We start from the raw sequence: 17,817 nt of genomic DNA, 5'->3' as shown, positions 1-17,817 counted from the left end.
CCCCTCATAATTTTTCAGTAAATTAAAAATATACTGTAAACTCATTGTACTTGATGAAGACAGCCCATTATCATGTGTAAATATCCAAATAAAAATGTCAGTTTTTGTGGAGGAACACAAAAAGAGTCGAAAGCGGAGAACCACTTTCGACTCTTTTTTTATGCAGTCTGTTTTAATTCATTAGAGTATTTTTTTCTAAATTTGATCATTAAATAACCGATTGTTACAAGAGCAAACCCGAGCAAATACAAGCCCAGCGTTCCCGCATCCTGCCACATAGTATGGAAAGCACCTTCAGAAATAATTGCCCTGAATCCATCTATGGAATAAGTCATTGGCAAGAAGGAATGGAACACTTGTAAAGGAGCCGGGATAAGTTCAAGCGGGAATGTACCTGCACTTGTAGTTAATTGCAATATGAGGATTAAAATCCCTATAAAGCGGCCCGGGTTCCCAAGGGGCGTCACTAACATTTGAATTAATGCCATGAAAGTTAAGCTCGTGAGAATACTGAACATATAGAAGTAAGGAACACTGCTGACTTCTAAATTCAATCCAAATAAAATGACACTAGACACGATAACGGCCTGAATGACTCCTGCCGCTACCAAAACTCCAAATTTACTCATAAACCAGCTCATAGCATTTTTCGGAACAGATAAGGGTTCATGGACGGGGAAGACGATGGTAATCAGAAGCGCTCCTACAAACAACCCAAGCGAAAGAAAGTAAGGCGTAAACCCTGTACCGTAATTCGGCACTTTACTCACGCTGTTCTTATCCACATTCACCGGCTTTGCCATCATCTCTTTGGTCCGATCTGAAGTAACTACGCTGTTTGCTTGATCACTCGCCTCTGACAAATTGTTTTGGAATTCGTTGGTTCCGGAATTTAATTTGTTCGTCCCATTAGATAAATCACTAGCTCCCTGCTGAAGCTTTTGAGATCCATCTGCTAATTGGTTGGAACCATTAAAAATCTCCCCAGCTCCTTCATCCACTTGCTTTGCCCCAGAAGCGAGATCAGCGGCACCACTTTTGGCATTTGCTAGCTTTCCACCAAAGGTTTTCATACCACTAATTAATTGATTTTGTCCTTCTACCAGCTTGTTTGCACCAGAATATAAATGATCTTGTCCCTCTGATAGATCTGATGCCCCCTGCTTGATCTGCTGCTGAACACCTGTCAGTTTATTCACTTGTTCTGGAATAGCAGCAACTGTTTGGCCCAATTGTTCCGTCCCTTTATTTATCTTGCTGGAAGTTCCTTCTATTTGACTTGATCGTTCACTTAAATTTTTCAGCTGATCTAATATCCCTTGTTGCTTTTCTTCAGGAAGTTCAGCAAGTACAGGGGCCAACTCATCTTTCAGTTCGCTTATGTCCGCAGAAAGACCTGAAGCAGAACTATTGATGGTACTGGATGCATTATTAAGGGTGTTTAGTGAATTTCCCAGAGCTGCTGTTCCCTGTTTTAAACCAGCTGAATTCTGGACAAGCTGGTTTAAACTCTCCTCCAGCCGGGCTGCTCCCTGTTTCGATTTTCCTAATCCTTGCTTTAATTGCACCGCCCCCTGCTTTGATTGAGATGCGCCATTCAATAGCTTATCAAATCCATTGTTAAGGGATCCAAGACCCTGATTTAATTTCTGAGAGCCTCTTGCAACCTCTGCAGCACCGTTTCTGAGGGATTGTGATCCGCTAGCCAATTCCAGCTGCTTATTCGTGAACGTTTTGAGTTTGTCTCTTAAAGCAGCGGCTCCTTCATCCACATTTTTCGCTCCATCTTCTAAATCTGAAGCTTTCGTGCTTGCGTCAGTTAGACCTGTTTTCAAATCATTAAACTGATCAAACATCGCATCTGCATAAGTTTCAGTCATTTCGTCGGAGAGCTTCGCCTTCATTTGATCTAAGGCCGAATCACTAATTCTTGACGATACGTAATTTTCCCCTTCATTGACCACGTACTTAAGCTGCAGTTTCTTAGGCTTTTCATCAAGGATGGTCGTTGCCCGCGAAGAAAAATCTTGAGGAATTTCAACGAGCATATAATATTTCTTATCCTTTAGCCCCTTATAACCCTCTTGTTTGGAGACCACATGGTACTCGAAATCTCCATCATCTTTCAAATGGTCGACAAATTCGTCTCCCACATCCAAAGGTTCTTTATTATAAGTGGCACCTTCATCGGAATTCACAATGGCTACGGGTAGATGATCTAAGTTGCCATATGGATTCCAGAATGCCCAGAGAAAGACACCGCTGTAAATGAGCGGGATCAATAAGACTGCCATAAATGGGATAAGCAATTTTTTATTGTTCTTTAGATTTTTCAGCTCAGAGAGCCATAATTTAAATCCATTCATTTGGTTTCCTCCTAATAATATATGACTATTTTGTTCATATAGTCATTTGACTCCAATAGAAAAGGATTATCATGAAGGTGACAATCCTTTAAATACATATTCATCAAAATAATGGGCAACTTCTGCTTTTTGAAGCGGGGCGTGATTTTCTTCCCAGTCAATAGTAAATGCCGTATATAATTTATACATCATAAATGCGGTCATATCAGGATGACAGGAACGAATATCTCCTTGTTCTATCGCTTGATTAATTTCCTTACGTAAATAATCAATAATGACACCTTCCTCATGAGCAAGTGCCTGCTTTACAGGGCCCGTACCAATTTCTTTGGCCTCTTGAACGAGTTTGACCATTAGCGGATTACTTCTTCGGAATTCCAGCAGCCCATAAAGAGCAAGATGGACTTTCTCTTGAAATCGGCAGTTATCCGGAAGGTTAGTTTCCGCGTTCTGTTTCATTTCCTTCAATAATTCTCCAATAATTTCCTGAAATAACTCTTCTTTGTTCTTGAAGAAATTATAAATTGTTCCTTTTCCGACATTAGCTGCCTTTGCTACATGGTCCATTGTTGTTGCTTTATAGCCAAAAGTAGCAAATGAATGCCGGGCAGCCTGCAAAATTTCTTGTTTTCGATCTACTGTCATTTATCCACCACCTGACCAATTGAACGTTTTAGTCATTTTGTCTAAATCTGATTATACAACTTTTAATGAAATAATCAAGCCCATCCAAAAGAATTCTTAAATTTCTTCCAGAATGTCCTACACAAAAAAAAGACCAGAAATCCATGTAAGGATATCTGGTTAATCATTATAGACGCTTATTGGGCATTAGGAAAGATACGCTTTGTCATTTGACCAAATTGCTGAAAGAACCCTTGAATCGGCTCCCCATTTTTCACGTCACTTACATAATTGTTTGTTAAATCAACAAAATCCGGATTTGTTGAAACATACACATTATTGATATCAGAGTCGGCGGATTTCACTGCTTGTTTAATTTGTTTCTCCACCTTATCTGTTAACTCTGCGGATTTACCATTTTTATTCTTTAATACGGCTGCCACATAAGCATTATCACGGGTTTTTAAAACATACGCGTGATCAACGCCATCTACTTTGCTCTCTATACGATTGGCAGCTTCTTTGGCAACATCATAATTGGTGTTGTGCACCATGTTCATATCGTTATCATAACGATTGGCATTATTGCCGCGACCATACATGTCGTCTGCTGAACGTTCAAAAGTAGTATTTTGAACGCCATTATTGTGGTCATTTGTTCCTTGCCCCTGCTCTGCTTGACAGGCAGCAAGTGAAGTTACAGCTACTAGACCCAATGCAAATGCTTTTACTTTCATGTTGTCATACCTCCTTAGCAGCTTAGCTTTAGTATGCGTTATTGAATCATTAATATGCGGCAGCTTCTGTAAGCAAGGTATAAAAAAAAGCCTTCAAAAAGAAGGCCGTTAAAAGACACTGACTATAGAAAAGGAAGGTTCCACCAAATTGTCAGAAATATCATATAAACAATCAGCATCGAATTAAAAAACATAAAAAAAGCAGGAAACAGTTTGAAATTCCCTTCCATGATTTGATAAGACTTTTTAAGAAAATAGATACTAACACCAGCCGTTATGTAAAAAATCAGGAACCATATCCAGGAATGGCTGGAGGAAGAATCAATTCCAATTTCGTAACCAATCATATAAACGAACCATATGCTTAAAAATGAAAGCACTGAGACGGGAAACCATCTCTTTCGGGTCTTCATATAAACGATGGAAATAATGGCTGCGGCAAAGGTTAATCCTCCTATGATTTCGCTAAGCAGAATCATCACATGTTGAGTTGACGCAGCATTTTGAATCAATAAACTAAGCAGCAAAAACAATCCAAATGTGATGACCCCGCCTAAATTGACGAAAAGCAGTTGTTTCTCGGTCATCATCTTCTTCTCCTTCCAGGGTCGTAAAGGTTATTCAAATGATTTCCATACCATCATAACAAAAAAATATCCAATTGAGGTAAAGATATGTAAAAGATGTCGTTTTATCTATAATTGTGATGAACTTTCTGGTTCAAAAATCTGCTCGAAGGACATAATAACCTTAATCCTTTACCACTAAGGATGTGGCCCATGAATTATCGAGATTATGACAAAGCGCTGCATTTCATGATCTGGGGGCAATGGGATGACTTACTCGTTCTAATGGTACGAACACGCGATCAATTCTTATCGAAGAAAATTGAAGCGTTCCTTCATGCCAGTTACTACCCCGGTCACGAAAGCAGCTTATTAGAGTGTCATGAAAATCTTCTTCAATATATTGATCACGCGCAAGCTACGGCACCCCATGAAGTATATCTTTAATAAGCAATTGGCAGGGACAGAAGTCCATAAGCCTTTACTAAATCCGGACGATGATACGCATCGTTCGGATTTTTTGTCTTTTTAAATTTCAGAAGGTGAAGGCCTTGTTCGTGTTTAAATTGGCGGACGATGTACCTGCCTCAGTTTATTCTTTTAAATATTTCACTCCAAACAAAGCAGCCTGAGTGCGGTCATGTACTTCAAGCTTAGAAAAAATATTAGATAAATGCGTTTTAACTGTTTTTTCCGTAATGAATAACCGTTTTGCAATTTCTTTATTACTTAACCCTTCCATGACAACCTTCAGCACATCTTTTTCTCGTTTAGTTAATTCATCCAATCGTTTTGCTTCATCTTTTTGGCTTGCGCCCGTAACATGAGTCATCAGCTGTGTTGCCGCTTTTGAATCGATCATCGTTTCGCCATTGTTGACTCGGCGAATGACATCGGCTAGCTGATCTGGTGCAATATCTTTCAATTGATAGCCTGCAGCTCCTGATTGAACCGCCGGAATAACGGTATCATAATCAGAAAAGCTGGTAAGCATAATAACTTTAATCGCGGGAAACTGTAATTTGATTTGCTTGGCCGTTTCAATCCCGTCTAATTCAGGCATTTGAATATCCAGAAGTACCACATCCACTTGGTGACCGGTGTCTTCTAATATTTCCAGTACTTGCTTCCCGTCCCCAGCTTCAGCTGCCACATGGATATCCTTCTGGGTTTGAAAGAAAAATATCAGACCTTTTCGGACAACCTCATGATCATCTGCTATTAAAATGTTAATCGTCATCTTTATTCACCTCAAATGGTATATCCACAAAAATCTTGGTACCTTTCCCTTTTTCACTTTGAATTTCAAACTGACCCTTATAGCTGGCTGTTCGCTGTTCCATCCCTGACAGACCGAAAGAGGGAGTATGAACGGCATTGTTATAATCAAAGCCACTCCCGTGATCTTCAATCGTCATCTCCACTTTATTCTTATGCTTCACCAGATTCAGTTCGACTTCTTTCACTCCCGAATGTTTATGTACATTGTGAAGAGCTTCCTGACCAATTCTAAGCAAAGCCTCTTCCACTTCATAAGGGATGGAAAAAGTGCCTGAGGACTGCCCCTTTAAATGAATACCAATTGTAGCAGCATAATGAGAAAGCTCTGCGAAAACACCCGATTCTAGACGTTCTCCTTTCTGCTTGGCAATGAGGGAGCGCATTTCTGCGAGCGCCTGAGCAGATAATTCATGAATATAGTTCATTTGTTCATACAAAGGAGAATCTTTATCTACCGTTCCCTCTGCCGCTTTAGAAGTTAAAACTATAGAAAACAGCAGTTGGTTTACGGAATCATGCAGATCCTGTGCTAAACGCCCGCGCTCTTCTCTGCGAGCAATGTCTTTTTCCTTGTCACTCAACAGAAGCTGCTTCCATGACACTTTTATGTATTCCATTAATAAGTCAAAAATCTCTCGCTCCTGAATAGAAAAAGGAGTATCAGCTGATATGTCCAGAAAAGAAAATCGATTAATCCATCCTTGCAGACGCTTGTCATCATATTCCGCCTTCTTATTAATCCTGACCTTCGACGAGGGAAATAGTTGTTCCATGCCTTCCTGAATCATCTCCTGTAGAGCAAATGAATCTCTCGCTTCCTGAATTTTTCTCGTAAACAAGTGTGCCTTAGTTAAAAGCGTATTTCTTTCTTCTTCTTTCTCAAACCGCTCAATCCGCTCCAATGCTGTTCCCATTTGTAATGCGATGGATTCCAGTAATTCCAGGTCTTCGGTATAATTCTCACGATTTTTTGCAGCTACATTAAACAAACCGTATAACCGGTTCGGGGTTTGAAGAGGAACTGTAGCATGATGAGTAACTCCACACGTTTCGCCGCTGCCATGCTCCCGAGCTTTCTCTATTCGTTTACAAGCAATAATGTTGGTGGCTTGTGTTAATCGTCTATTTTTATACCGAGAAACACAATGACAGTCTTCTCCGCACATCAATTCCTTATCATTTTGCTTAAGTGCAGGCGGTAGACCAACATCCGCTTCCAGCTTGACGACCCCGCCCTGTTCAAGAAAGATCCATCCGGTTTCAAACTGGGTCATGGAGATAAAGGCTTGCAATACATCACTTAATACTCGTCTGCTAGTCGATTGATTCAGCAATTCAGCAATATTTTTCAACGTTTCTAATTGAGATGACATCCGTCAACCTCCTTCCAGCCGGCCCGTTCGTTTTGAATTTATTATATCATGAGCGAAATAAACCTAAAGCAGAAGCGCGCGGATGGGCACGACAAAAGTCTATTATGAAACATTAGAAAACCCGCCCTATGTAAAATTACAAGGCCGGGTTTTCTGAGGAACACATTCTTACGGTTGACGTTCAGAACCCATCTATACTCTAGGATATTCCTGGATGATAGGATGTAAGTGCAACTCATCAATCATCATATGCTTGGGAGCACCAGCCATGTAAAGGATGGCCTCAGCTACATCCTGTACCTTCAACCATTTCTCTTTTTCAGCGTCTCCCTGGCTGCTATCCGCAAAATACGTATCCACCATTCCCGGGTTTACGGTTCCTGCTCGAATTCCATAGCTGCGAACTTCCTGGGCCACAGAACCCATAAATCCTTGAACTGCATATTTAGTGGAAGTATAGAGTGAGCCGCCTTCAGGAATGGTATAACGCGAGACATCGGAAGCGACCGTCAGAATCGTGCCGAATTTTTGTTTTTTCATTTGGGGCAGCACTGCTTTAGTAGCTAGAAAAACACCTTGAACATTAACTTCATACGTCTTACGCCATTCCTCCACAGTCACCTCTTCGACAGGTTTGAACTTTCCTATTCCGGCGTTGTTAATTAATATATCGATCCGCCCAAAGGCGTTCTTTGTGGCATGAACCACATGGTCAACTTCATTTTCACTTGTTACATCAGCTGTAAAGGATAAGATATCGGAATACCCTTTGCTGTTGATTTCTTCTTTCGTTGCATGAACTTCATCAGAACTACCTAGTATCGCAAGCTTTACTCCTTGCTCGGCTAATTGAATTGCTACTTCCTTACCTATCCCTCTTGAGGCTCCGGTTATAATAGCCACTTGATCTTTCAGCATAATTTCTTCTCTCCTTACGTTCGTTCTGGCTTAACTTCGGTATCTACTCGATAGTTTAATTCAAATAAGTCACGGCGCCGGTCGCGTAATTGGCGGACCGTACCTGACTTTCTCTGTCTTCTAAGAATCTCCAGATCTACATCTCCTACTACGACAGTTTCTATATTAGGATTACATTCCCCTATGACGCCATCTCTGGCAAATTCAAAGTCAGAGGGGGTAAAGATGCCGGATTGAGCATATTGAATATCCATATTTTCCACATGGGTTAAGTTTCCTACAGTACCAGCAATTACAGTATATACCTGGTTTTCTACTGCTCTTGCCTGAGCACAATAACGGACGCGCAAATACCCTTGTCGATCGTCTGTACAAAACGGGACGAAGATAATATTAGCCCCTTGGTCCACGGCATAGCGGGCCAGCTCCGGAAATTGAATGTCATAGCATATTTGGATTGCTATTTTGCCACAATCAGTATCAAACACTTTAACGGCATCTCCTGGCTGTATGCCCCACCACGTGCGTTCATTTGGTGTCACATGGATCTTATATTGTTTCTCTATGGTACCATCTCTTCTAAATAAGTAAGAGATGTTATAGATATGATCATCTTCCTCCACAAAGTGGGACCCGCCGACAATGTTAACGTTGTATTTTACCGCTAGATGAGTGAACATTTCAATATATTCTTCTGTATACTCGGATAATCTACGCACCGCTTTGGAGGGAACTTTTTCTTCTAAGAACGACATTAGCTGGGTGGTGAAAATTTCCGGGAAGACTGCGAAATCCGATCCATAATCTGCCGCAACGTCCACGTAATACTCACACTGTTTAACAAATTCCTCAAAACTGTCGATCTTTTTCATCATGTATTGGATCACCATAATTCGAACTGGGTAACTCGTTTTAAAGTGGCGTTTTGTTCTTGCCCGGTAATCAATATTATTCCATTCCATTAATGTCGCATATTTTAAAGACATTTGATCATCTGGCAGGTAGTCAGGATTGATCCTCATCACAGTAAAACCATTAATAATTTGGAAAGTTAGTACAGGATCAAATATGTTTTGGGCACGGACTTCCTCTACATATTCTCTGGGCGTCATCTCCTGCTCATATTTATGGTAATTGGGGATCCTGCCGCCAATAATAATACTTTTTAAATTTAACTCTCTTGCCAAATCTTTTCTTGCTTCGTACAGCCGCCTTCCGATTTTCATCCCTCTGAATTCAGGATGAACCATGACCTCTATGCCATACAGGTTATACCCTTCTGGATCATGATTAGAAATGTACCCTTCGTCAGTGATATCGTCCCACGTATGTTTATCATCATATTCATCGAAGTTCACGATTAAGCTCGAGCAGCTGCCAATAATCTCTTTATCATATTCGACTACAAACTGCCCTTCTGGAAAATGGGTTAAGTGACTTTCCAGATGTTCCCTTTTCCAGGGCTCCATATTTTGAAAACAGACTTTCTGTAATTCTAACAGCTGTTCCAGATCTCCGTCCTGTGTATTGCGGACAATCAATTTCTTCTCGAATTGGGATAAATCCAATTTGGACATAACTCCATACCTCTCTCTTTGTGAGATTGTCTTACTTATTATTTATCGTACTGAATAGAGGTTCAACCTGTAAAGTTTCACCCCTCCGATCTATAAAGTTCATGTAGAAATTCAAGTTTTTATTATGAAATATATGAATTGATTTATTTCATAACTAACGGTAAGATGAAGGAAGAGGTGTAGCCTGTGAACGGATTTGAACGTCGTAAAGAACGAAAAAAAATGAATATACTTGATGCTGCTTTAGAGCTTTTCTCTACTGATGGAGTTCAAAAAGTAAGTATTCAGGAAATAGCCAGTAAAGCCCAAGTTTCTCAAGTAACCATTTATAATTATTTTGGCGGAAAAGATGAATTAGTATTTGAAAGTATTAAAAAGTTTACAGAAGATAAAATTTCTCAATTTCAAGCTGTATTGGATGACAATGAGAAGAGTTTTAAAGATAAACTACGGGATTTACTACGTGATAAAAATGAGAATATCCTTCTTTTGAATTCGGATTTTTTGCGAACCATCATGTCTGACAGACCTGAAATCCAGGAATTCATTAAGAATTTTTCAGAACAAACAAGTATCCCTTTGTTCATGGAGCTGGTAAAACAGGGAAGGAATGAAGGGGTAATTCATAAAGATCTGTCTTTTAAAGCCGTTCTCTTTTATTTAAACATGTATTCTCAGGCAATGCAGTCAAGACCTGAACTCTTTCAATACTCCGAGGAAGCCGATTATCGTTTTATAGAGGAATTAACTCAGCTGTTCTTTTACGGACTTATGGGAAATTCTGAAGGTCCTACTGAAACAATCTAGCAGCTAGCCAACCAAATTTGGACTAGCTGTTCTTTTATATTTAATGGTCTCTGGAATTCTCCTGATCTTTATCCACGTCCTCAATTTCATCTTCTTTTATAACTTTCTTCGATCCAAGAAATTCGTTAGCCTTTAACTTCCCCCTATTCACGAGTACTTCCCTATCTTTTCACTATTTGAACTAAAAAAAACACTCCCCATACAGGGAGTGTGCTGAAGTAACCTATAAAAACAAGTTAATGGGAGCGATGATGTTCACGCTCTTTTTTATATTTATCCTCTTGCTTTGCTTTATCATTATCATGTTTGTTCCGTCCTGGATGCTTGTGCTTTTTATCAGCGGAATGATGTCTATTGTTTGACTGATGGGATTTCCCATGCTCATGGTGAGCCGGCGAATGCCGCCCATGATTCTCTTGTTTAAACGTCTTTTTAGACTTATCTTTAGATTTTGAAGGATTTTCGGATGAAGGTTTCGGTCCATGTTTTTCGTTGTGATTTTCAACTGCCTTCTTCTCCGTTTTATTAGAAGGAAACGTTTTGCGTCCCTTCTGTTTAGCCGCAGGAGAATTGTCTTTCTCGACATTGTCCTTAGGTGGCGTAGACCTATCGTTACTTGGCTGCTCTTGATCTTCCGCTTTTCCAGAAATGACCTGAGGCTTTGCCGCTGGCTGGGAGGACGTAGAGGGCTCCGCTGCTGGAGAAGGATGATCTTCCTGATAAAATGATTGAATAATAGCTTTATCCTCATCTCCAATGTGAACATTTTGAGCCACGGATGTCTCTTTCGAAGTTTTATTATCCTTACCGATTGTTCGTGCCATTTCTTTATTTACGGAACCTTTTTTCTGTTTTGCTTGCTTTCTTATGTCTTCCGGAACCTCATAAGCCGCAATGGACACCGGTAAAGACTTCTTCTCTAAGTACGTTTCAATTTCTTTAGTAAAATCCTTCGTATGAGAATTCTTCACATAACTAATTCCAATAAGCACTTCATTTTTCTTATTCATATAGCCATATTCCTGACTTAATGAGATCATATCCAGCGTAACTTCTGATGCTTTTTTTCTCTTCCAGTGTTCCATGTGTGAGACTATACCTTTAGCATCTTTATTTAACGGATGGATTTCAAGCACTTCCATTTTATTGTTTAGCTTAAGCTCTACACTTGGATTGATATCAATATTTACATACGCATAGGCACGATTGCTGCCATAGCAGAGAAACAGAGGGAAAAGCGCTACACAAAGAGCCATTGCTAAAGCTGCAACTTTCATATTCCGTTGACTGAATAGCCATGCCTGCTTTCTCACGCTTCTTTCCTCTGTCATTGCTTTAAATTCAATTTCCGCTCCAATTTCAGCTTCAATTGGCTGAGATTTATAGAATGCGCCATCACTCGACATTACAATAGTAAAATGATGACCCTGCTCCATGACAATACCTTTCCTCACACACCCACCCCCTTCAAGTACTCTTGGAGATATTTATAGTCCCCGTCTAGAATTAGGACCATCGCAATAATAAACTTTCGATTTCGTTCAAGTGTTTTCTTACTTACATTTACCTTCCGTAGAAGTTCCTTAATTGGAAGTCTCCCTTTTTCCAACACTTGATTCAAAAGTCTTTCATCGCTTTGGACAAGCCTCGCGCTGTGAACAGCTGACTCCCTGGCGTCTTTATGCCTGGGGGAAGCTTCGGTCAATTCCGCAAACGTTAAATTATATTTCTTCAGCTGAGATTGAAATTCCTTAATTTCCTCTCTGCGGTGCCACGATTCCGTTTCTAATTGAAACCGTTCCTTGGCAGCAGCAATCTCTGAAGGGTTCTCCATCTGTTCTTCATCTTCATACGTTTCATTCAGTGAAGTAACTGGAGGTTTTTTCTGCTCATTTCGGATGTAGTCAATCACCTTTCTTTTGATCACTAGACGGGCAAATGAAAGAAATGAACACCCTTTTTCAGAAGAATAAGCTTGAATGGCTTCGTTAAATGCAGCCAGACCGATACTGAATTCATCATCTATACGAGGGTCAATATATCTTTTACATACTTCAGAAACACTTTTGGCAATAAAAGGTTGATACTGTTTGAGGATCTCATTACGGATATCTTCGTCCCCTTGCTTGGCTTCAATTACTTGCAAGTCAAGGGAGGTGTTATTTTTTTGGAACAGACGACTGATCAACCTTTATCACCTCCAGCCATTAGAATCGTTCGATTAGCAGGTCTATTTTTTGGGTGTATTTTTAAATATTAGTTTCATTTATGTTACAGAATTGTATCAACCAATGTTTCTTATTCACTTTTTAAAGGTAGTTGTATGCACGGGTATTGTAGAGAGCATGACTATTTTACTGTAAATGTGCGGAGTATTCCACCACACACGATTTACATATTATTAAGTAATGATTGCAGAAATCAGGACATATGTCTCTTGTTTCCGTACAACTAGCAGATAACTAGTCTGCATAGTAGTTTAATAGTTTTATTTACCTAGGAAATAGTAATCATTAGGATTAAGAAGTTTACTTTATATAAATATAGGATACATCTAAAGTGATGACATCCTTAAGGAGGATCGATAAGATGAACGCCGTATTACTGAATTGCAGTTTAGAAAAAGGAAATGAACATACAGATACAGATAAGCTTCTCCATCATGCAGCGTTAACCTTGCAGAAGGAGAAGGTTGATGTAAACCGCATCCACTTACGCGATTTCCATATTAAATTTGGAATATCCAGTACGATAGACCGCGATGATGACTGGCCCTTTATTTTTGAAAAAATATTAAATGCAGATATCTTGATCTTCGCTACACCCATTGCTATGGGGGATAAAAGCAGTATTGCTTCGCTCATTTTAGAAAGACTGCAAGGCTATCATGAAATGACGAATAGAAAAGGCCAAGGTCTCTTTTACAATAAAGTCGGGGGTGTTATTGTAGCTGATGCCGGAGATGGCGGTGCTAGACTGGCTGCTCAATCCATACATTACCGACTTTCTATGTTAGGCTTCACACTTCCCCCTCACGCGAGTGCTATTTGCAATGAGCCTCTAGACGCCCCTCGCATGGTTGAAGAAGATATTCAGCAAAAAGTCGAACGGATGACTTATAATGTGTTGCATTTTTCTGAGTTACTAAATTTCAATCCCATCCCAGTGACGGGGAATCAATTAGAAACAAATTAAAAATCCTGAGCAGAAATTGCTCAGGATTTTTTCATTCCTTTATTTTCTCATAGTAATAATCAATTGGCACAGCCAAGCCTACTCTGCCTTCCTGTTCATGCGAAAGAGTTGCAAACACGACGGCTATGACTTTGCCTTGATCATTAATAACCGGACTACCTGAGTTCCCTCGATAGACTGGTGCATCCAGCATGAGCACGGGATCCTTCCAGTCTTCCAGCTGGGTGTAGTCAATGATTGTACCCTGGTTGGCAATCCCGGTAAACTTTAGCGGATTCCCTATGAAATAGAAATGTTCCTCGTCATTAAAAGCAGTATGATCAGCGAGCTGTAAATGAGGGAAATTCTGCCCTTCAGCTTTTAGGACGGCAAGGTCCACTTCTGGGAAATCCTTGATGACCTTCGCCTCAAACAACCCTCGTTCCGGAAAAGCGACGGAGATTCGTTTCTCTCCTTCAATCACATGATGATTCGTTAATATTTGACCATCCCTGGTAAAAGAAAACCCCGTCCCCTTGCTATTTCCCGTTTCCACTACGACAATCGACTTCTGATAGGTTTCTATTTTTTTATTTGTGGACAATTGAGCAGAAGTCTTTAAAAAATTAACCGCTGGGATCGAGAATGTATTGGGGAGAACAGCGATGATATTCAAGACCATCACAATAGCAACCAACCAAAAGGCCCACTTAGGAAAGGGTCTTTTAGTTTTGTTTTGCTCTCTTCTTTGTCGTGATCGTTCCAGTGCTTTAAATTTCTCTTCTTGAACAAGCTCATAAAGCTCATCTTCATCAATTTCTTCATATAGGTCTTCATCTATAATATCTTGTTTATCCTTACGATCCTTCATGTTTGCCCTCCTCCACGCTAATGGAGATTAGGAACTACATGGCATTAGCCTTTAAGGCGCCCTGCTGCATGCGGTACATCTGGTAATATTGACCGCCTTCAGCTATCAATTCCTGATGTGTTCCCTGCTCAACCATTGTACCATGGTTTAAGACAAAGATTTGATCTGCTTGCTGTATCGTAGATAAGCGGTGGGCAATAACCAGCGTGGTTCTGCCTTTTTTCAGAACTTCGAGTGCTTTTTGAATCAAGTGTTCTGTCTCGGTATCTATATTTGCCGTTGCTTCATCTAAAATCAGTACGGCAGGATCGAAGGCAAGAGCTCTTGCGAACGCAATCAGCTGTCTTTCTCCCATGGATAATGAATCCCCTTTTTCTTTAACTGGGGCATCATAGTTTCCAGGAAGTTTCTCGATAAAACGATCAGCACCGACAGCTTTCAACGCATCTATCGCCATTTCCCGGGAAATATCTTCATCATTCATGGTTACATTCGACAATATCGTTCCTGAGAAAATAAAAGGATCTTGAAGTACAATCCCCATATAGCTGCGAACTTGCTGTCTTGATAAATCCTGAATGGAAGTACCATCAAGGCTTATCTTGCCTTTTTGCGGATCATAGAACCGAAATAATAAATTCATGATAGAGCTTTTCCCAGAACCGGTGTGCCCGACAAAGGCAGCGGTCTGTCCAGCTGCAACCTTAAAAGAAAGATCCTTTAATACATAAACATCTTTTTCATACGCAAACGATACGTGGTCAAATTTAATTTCTCCACGATATCGGTCTATTGGAGTAGTATGGATTCTCTCTCCTTCTTCTTCAAGCACTTCAAACACACGACCTGCTGACACACGTGCTACTTCCAATTGAGGAAGCTGGTTAACAAAATCGGTGATCGGCTGGAACAATCGGTTCAAGTAATCGACAAAGGCGTACAAAACTCCGACCGTGACAATCCCTTCTGCCCCAAGAGAAGCAGAACCAAAATACCAGATAAATCCTACGAAAGCGAAATTCCTGAGTACATTTACTAAATTAAATGACGTTAATGCACTTAGTCTTACCAGCTTTCTTTGATAGGTAAAATGCTTATTATTTAACTGCTCAAATTCATCTGATGTTTGTTTCTCCTGGCGGAATGCTTGTATGATCGGCATTCCTTGAATCGCCTCATTAATACTTCCATTAATTTCACTGACGGTAGAACGAACGACCGTGTTGTATTTCCCGCCAAGATGTTTATAAAGCTTCATCCAGGCATACAGAATCGGTACTAAAAGCAAACACATGAGTGCAAGTCTCTTATCAAGAAGAAACAAAGCAACGTAAATCCCGGTCATATAGAAAAAACTTGTTACAAAAGTTGCCAGCACACGCACATACAGCTCTCGAATTGATTCTGTATCATTGGTCACGCGTGAAACAATTTTACCAGCAGGCTGATCTACAAAATATTTCATTGGAAGCCTTTGCAGATGAGCAAAAAGGTCATCACGCATTTTGCGAATGATCCGGTTGGAGGACTTTTGCAAAATGAAGGTGTGAGAGAACTTAAACAGGGCTGCAATAAACAGCAAGCCTACGTAAATTCCCAGCAGCCAGTAAATAGATCTCTGTTCAGGCTGGAAGAATTGATACAACTGGCTCATGGACAGACGTTCTGCTTGAGCCTCTACTTTTTTCTCCGGAGCATTGATGGTCAACGTACTGCCGTTCAGCGTTCTTTTTCCGGTTAACGGTATTTCCTGATCTACGAAATAATAACTATGATTCACTTGCAGAATGGTAGCAGGCCGTGATTCCTGGTCCTCCGGAGCTAATCGATCAGCCCTTTTGTAAAGTTCCCCATTATAGCGAACGGTATAATGGTCAGATTTTTCGACTTGATACCATTGATTTTCGATTCCCAAGATATGTTGATCAATTAATCTTTTGGCGATGAACGGTCCTGTCAGCTCGAGTGCCACTGCTAAGACCAGACAGATCAGGCCGACCGTTATACTTTTTCGAAAGTTCCAGGCGTACAAGAATAGTTTCTTTTCTGTTGAGGATTTCTTCATGGTCTCACCTCGCCATCTTCAAGCTGCTGTCTTTCATATTGGGTTTGGTACCAGCCTGCTTGCTTCATTAGATCTTCATGAGTTCCTTCTTCTATCACACGGCCTTCATCCAATACGATGATATGATCAGCGTGTGTAACGGCAGACAGTCTGTGGGCAGCAATGAGAGTCGTTTTATCCTTTCTTTCCCTTCTAAGCTGCTCTATAATGGTTGCTTCCGTTTTTCCATCTACCGCTGACATAGCATCATCAAGAAGCAGAATTTCAGGATTCATTATGAATGCCCTGGCTATAGCTACTCTCTGCTTTTGCCCCCCAGATAAAGTGACGCCGCTTTCGCCTACTTTAGTTTCCAGTCCTTTGGGTAAACTTTTTATATCTTCAAGAAAATGTGCCAGCCTTAATACACGATAAATTTCCTCATCACTAGCATCTTTCTTCCCGAATTGGATATTTTCTCTGATCGTTTTTGAGAAAAGCACCTGCTCTTGAGGGACGTATCCAATCCAGGAACGAGTCATATCCATATCTAAGTCACTCAGATCGACCCCGTTCACTTGAAGGGAACCTGTAAGGCCAGGATACTCGCGGAGCAATTGCCGGAAGAATGTGGTTTTTCCAGCTCCAGTTTTCCCAACCACTCCAACTGTCTGACCCCTCCGGATCGTGAGAGACAGGCCGGCAAGCCCTTTCACTTCTACTTCAGGATACTGAAACGAAACATCTTTGAAAGAAATCACTTCTGGTTTATCCAACCGCTTAGGTCTAGCAGGCATTACCACATCCGGATGATAATTTAATGTTTCATTGACCCGATCGAGCGAGGCATTTCCCCTCTGCATCACATTGATCAGTTCTCCCACGGCGAACATTGGCCAGATCAGCATACCTAAGTAAACATTAAAGGACACCAATTCTCCTAAGGTTATAACATTGTGAAAAACAAGAGAAGCACCATAGCCAAGTCCGATGGTGTAGGCAAGGCCGACAAGAATCTGAATGGTGGGTTCAAATAAGGCATCTATCTTCGCCACTTGAACATTTTTGTCATACACATCGGTCGTCATTGCTTGAAAACGCTGTTCATCATTGCTTTCCTGAACAAAGGCCCGAAGAACTCGGACGCCTCGAATCGATTCTAAAACATTGTTATTCATATCTCCGAAGGCCGTTTGCGCTTCCATAAATCTGCTATGAATTACTTTGCCATAGCGATTCATAACCAGTGCCATAATTGGCAAAGGAAGGAGCGCAGCCAATGTAAGTTTCCAGCTGATGGTGAACCCCATCATCATAATGATTAATATCATAAACACAGTAGAATCGACTAACGTTAAAATCCCGAATCCTGCTGTCATTGTTAAGGCCTTCAAGTCATAAAACAATCCTATGTAACAATCTAATCAGCTTTTACAATTCTTATGGTTATCCCCTAACTAAACCTTAACACACAAAAAG

Annotated in this window: 15 protein-coding genes and 1 pseudogene; 3 read left to right on the top strand and 13 right to left on the bottom strand. The window is 40.5% G+C overall.

The window, feature by feature from the left end; translation table 11 throughout:
* Positions 1–158: 158 nt before the first annotated feature.
* The 4 genes from Q7A53_RS06425 to Q7A53_RS06410 all read right to left on the bottom strand — a co-directional run bounded on the left by Q7A53_RS06425 (position 159) and on the right by Q7A53_RS06410 (position 4,314).
* The gene (locus tag Q7A53_RS06425; RefSeq protein WP_411788306.1) at positions 159–2,366 is read right to left on the bottom strand and encodes a YhgE/Pip family protein; all 2,208 of its coding nucleotides are present in this window, start codon (positions 2,364–2,366) and stop codon (positions 159–161) included.
* A gap of 69 nt (positions 2,367–2,435) precedes the next feature.
* Positions 2,436–3,011, bottom strand: a complete 576-nt coding sequence (locus tag Q7A53_RS06420; protein WP_411788305.1) for a TetR/AcrR family transcriptional regulator — start codon at positions 3,009–3,011, stop codon at positions 2,436–2,438.
* Between the two features lie 176 nt (positions 3,012–3,187).
* A complete protein-coding gene (locus Q7A53_RS06415) occupies positions 3,188–3,727 on the bottom strand; it encodes a YhcN/YlaJ family sporulation lipoprotein (RefSeq protein WP_411788304.1) in 540 nt (179 codons plus the stop codon).
* A 122-nt stretch (positions 3,728–3,849) separates the two neighbouring features.
* Positions 3,850–4,314: a hypothetical protein gene (locus Q7A53_RS06410; protein ID WP_411788303.1), complete on the bottom strand. Its 465-nt coding sequence runs from the start codon at positions 4,312–4,314 to the stop codon at positions 3,850–3,852.
* Between the two features lie 192 nt (positions 4,315–4,506).
* Here Q7A53_RS06410 and Q7A53_RS06405 point away from each other — a divergent pair, with 192 nt between their 5' ends.
* Positions 4,507–4,740, top strand: a complete 234-nt coding sequence (locus Q7A53_RS06405; RefSeq protein ID WP_411788302.1) for a YhdB family protein — start codon at positions 4,507–4,509, stop codon at positions 4,738–4,740.
* Positions 4,741–4,885: 145 nt separating this feature from the next.
* Here the strand turns inward: Q7A53_RS06405 and Q7A53_RS06400 are convergent, their stop codons facing one another.
* The 4 genes from Q7A53_RS06400 to Q7A53_RS06385 form a co-directional block, all read right to left on the bottom strand.
* Positions 4,886–5,533 (bottom strand): response regulator, encoded by a 648-nt coding sequence (locus Q7A53_RS06400; RefSeq protein ID WP_411788301.1) that lies wholly within the window; start codon positions 5,531–5,533, stop codon positions 4,886–4,888.
* Complete coding sequence (locus tag Q7A53_RS06395) at positions 5,523–6,947, bottom strand: GAF domain-containing sensor histidine kinase (protein ID WP_411788300.1); 1,425 nt, start codon at positions 6,945–6,947, stop codon at positions 5,523–5,525. The genes Q7A53_RS06400 and Q7A53_RS06395 overlap by 11 nt, the downstream gene beginning before the upstream one ends.
* A 192-nt stretch (positions 6,948–7,139) precedes the next feature.
* Positions 7,140–7,865 carry an SDR family oxidoreductase gene (locus tag Q7A53_RS06390; RefSeq protein ID WP_411788299.1) on the bottom strand — a complete coding sequence of 242 codons (726 nt, stop codon included), beginning with the start codon at positions 7,863–7,865 and terminating at the stop codon, positions 7,140–7,142.
* A gap of 14 nt (positions 7,866–7,879) precedes the next feature.
* On the bottom strand, positions 7,880–9,442 hold the full coding sequence (locus Q7A53_RS06385) for a GNAT family N-acetyltransferase (protein ID WP_411788298.1): 1,563 nt from the start codon (positions 9,440–9,442) through the stop codon (positions 7,880–7,882).
* Positions 9,443–9,628: 186 nt separating this feature from the next.
* On the opposite strand from Q7A53_RS06385, the gene Q7A53_RS06380 reads away from it, so the two are divergent.
* The gene (locus tag Q7A53_RS06380) at positions 9,629–10,249 is read left to right on the top strand and encodes a TetR/AcrR family transcriptional regulator (protein ID WP_411788297.1); all 621 of its coding nucleotides are present in this window, start codon (positions 9,629–9,631) and stop codon (positions 10,247–10,249) included.
* Between the two features lie 236 nt (positions 10,250–10,485).
* Here Q7A53_RS06380 and Q7A53_RS06375 read toward each other — a convergent pair whose 3' ends face one another.
* Both Q7A53_RS06375 and sigI read right to left on the bottom strand, forming a co-directional pair.
* Positions 10,486–11,703: an anti-sigma-I factor RsgI family protein gene (locus tag Q7A53_RS06375; protein ID WP_411788296.1), complete on the bottom strand. Its 1,218-nt coding sequence runs from the start codon at positions 11,701–11,703 to the stop codon at positions 10,486–10,488.
* Positions 11,700–12,437 carry an RNA polymerase sigma-I factor gene (gene sigI / locus Q7A53_RS06370; protein WP_411788295.1) on the bottom strand — a complete coding sequence of 246 codons (738 nt, stop codon included), beginning with the start codon at positions 12,435–12,437 and terminating at the stop codon, positions 11,700–11,702. Before sigI ends, Q7A53_RS06375 begins: the two co-directional genes overlap by 4 nt.
* A gap of 401 nt (positions 12,438–12,838) precedes the next feature.
* On the opposite strand from sigI, the gene Q7A53_RS06365 reads away from it, so the two are divergent.
* Positions 12,839–13,444 (top strand): flavodoxin family protein, encoded by a 606-nt coding sequence (locus tag Q7A53_RS06365; RefSeq protein ID WP_411788294.1) that lies wholly within the window; start codon positions 12,839–12,841, stop codon positions 13,442–13,444.
* A 31-nt stretch (positions 13,445–13,475) separates the two neighbouring features.
* Here Q7A53_RS06365 and Q7A53_RS06360 read toward each other — a convergent pair whose 3' ends face one another.
* The 3 genes and pseudogenes from Q7A53_RS06360 to Q7A53_RS06350 form a co-directional block, all read right to left on the bottom strand.
* Positions 13,476–14,294 carry a S1C family serine protease gene (locus Q7A53_RS06360; RefSeq protein WP_411788293.1) on the bottom strand — a complete coding sequence of 273 codons (819 nt, stop codon included), beginning with the start codon at positions 14,292–14,294 and terminating at the stop codon, positions 13,476–13,478.
* A gap of 34 nt (positions 14,295–14,328) precedes the next feature.
* Positions 14,329–16,359, bottom strand: coding sequence for an ABC transporter ATP-binding protein (locus tag Q7A53_RS06355; protein WP_411788292.1), 2,031 nt, complete (start codon positions 16,357–16,359; stop codon positions 14,329–14,331).
* Positions 16,356–17,735: pseudogene (locus Q7A53_RS06350) on the bottom strand (ABC transporter ATP-binding protein); the annotation flags it as partial. The gene Q7A53_RS06355 and the pseudogene Q7A53_RS06350, both read right to left, overlap by 4 nt.
* Positions 17,736–17,817: the final 82 nt, after the last annotated feature.

It is taken from the genome of Halobacillus rhizosphaerae, assembly GCF_046719735.1.
GTDB lineage: Bacteria > Bacillota > Bacilli > Bacillales > Halobacillaceae > Halobacillus_B > Halobacillus_B rhizosphaerae.
Note: the sequence above shows the minus strand (reverse complement) of the source record. Positions and strands in the feature narration are given on the sequence as shown.

What these genes read in the sequence shown, in the direction of transcription:
- Q7A53_RS06425 (WP_411788306.1), bottom strand. Translation starts at nt 2,366, where the DNA reads ATGAATGGATTTAAATTATGGCTCTCTGAGCTGAAAAATCTAAAGAAC.
- Q7A53_RS06420 (WP_411788305.1), bottom strand. Translation starts at nt 3,011, where the DNA reads ATGACAGTAGATCGAAAACAAGAAATTTTGCAGGCTGCCCGGCATTCA.
- Q7A53_RS06415 (WP_411788304.1), bottom strand. Translation starts at nt 3,727, where the DNA reads ATGAAAGTAAAAGCATTTGCATTGGGTCTAGTAGCTGTAACTTCACTT.
- Q7A53_RS06410 (WP_411788303.1), bottom strand. Translation starts at nt 4,314, where the DNA reads ATGACCGAGAAACAACTGCTTTTCGTCAATTTAGGCGGGGTCATCACA.
- Q7A53_RS06405 (WP_411788302.1), top strand. Translation starts at nt 4,507, where the DNA reads ATGAATTATCGAGATTATGACAAAGCGCTGCATTTCATGATCTGGGGG.
- Q7A53_RS06400 (WP_411788301.1), bottom strand. Translation starts at nt 5,533, where the DNA reads ATGACGATTAACATTTTAATAGCAGATGATCATGAGGTTGTCCGAAAA.
- Q7A53_RS06395 (WP_411788300.1), bottom strand. Translation starts at nt 6,947, where the DNA reads ATGTCATCTCAATTAGAAACGTTGAAAAATATTGCTGAATTGCTGAAT.
- Q7A53_RS06390 (WP_411788299.1), bottom strand. Translation starts at nt 7,865, where the DNA reads ATGCTGAAAGATCAAGTGGCTATTATAACCGGAGCCTCAAGAGGGATA.
- Q7A53_RS06385 (WP_411788298.1), bottom strand. Translation starts at nt 9,442, where the DNA reads ATGTCCAAATTGGATTTATCCCAATTCGAGAAGAAATTGATTGTCCGC.
- Q7A53_RS06365 (WP_411788294.1), top strand. Translation starts at nt 12,839, where the DNA reads ATGAACGCCGTATTACTGAATTGCAGTTTAGAAAAAGGAAATGAACAT.
- Q7A53_RS06360 (WP_411788293.1), bottom strand. Translation starts at nt 14,294, where the DNA reads ATGAAGGATCGTAAGGATAAACAAGATATTATAGATGAAGACCTATAT.
- Q7A53_RS06355 (WP_411788292.1), bottom strand. Translation starts at nt 16,359, where the DNA reads ATGAAGAAATCCTCAACAGAAAAGAAACTATTCTTGTACGCCTGGAAC.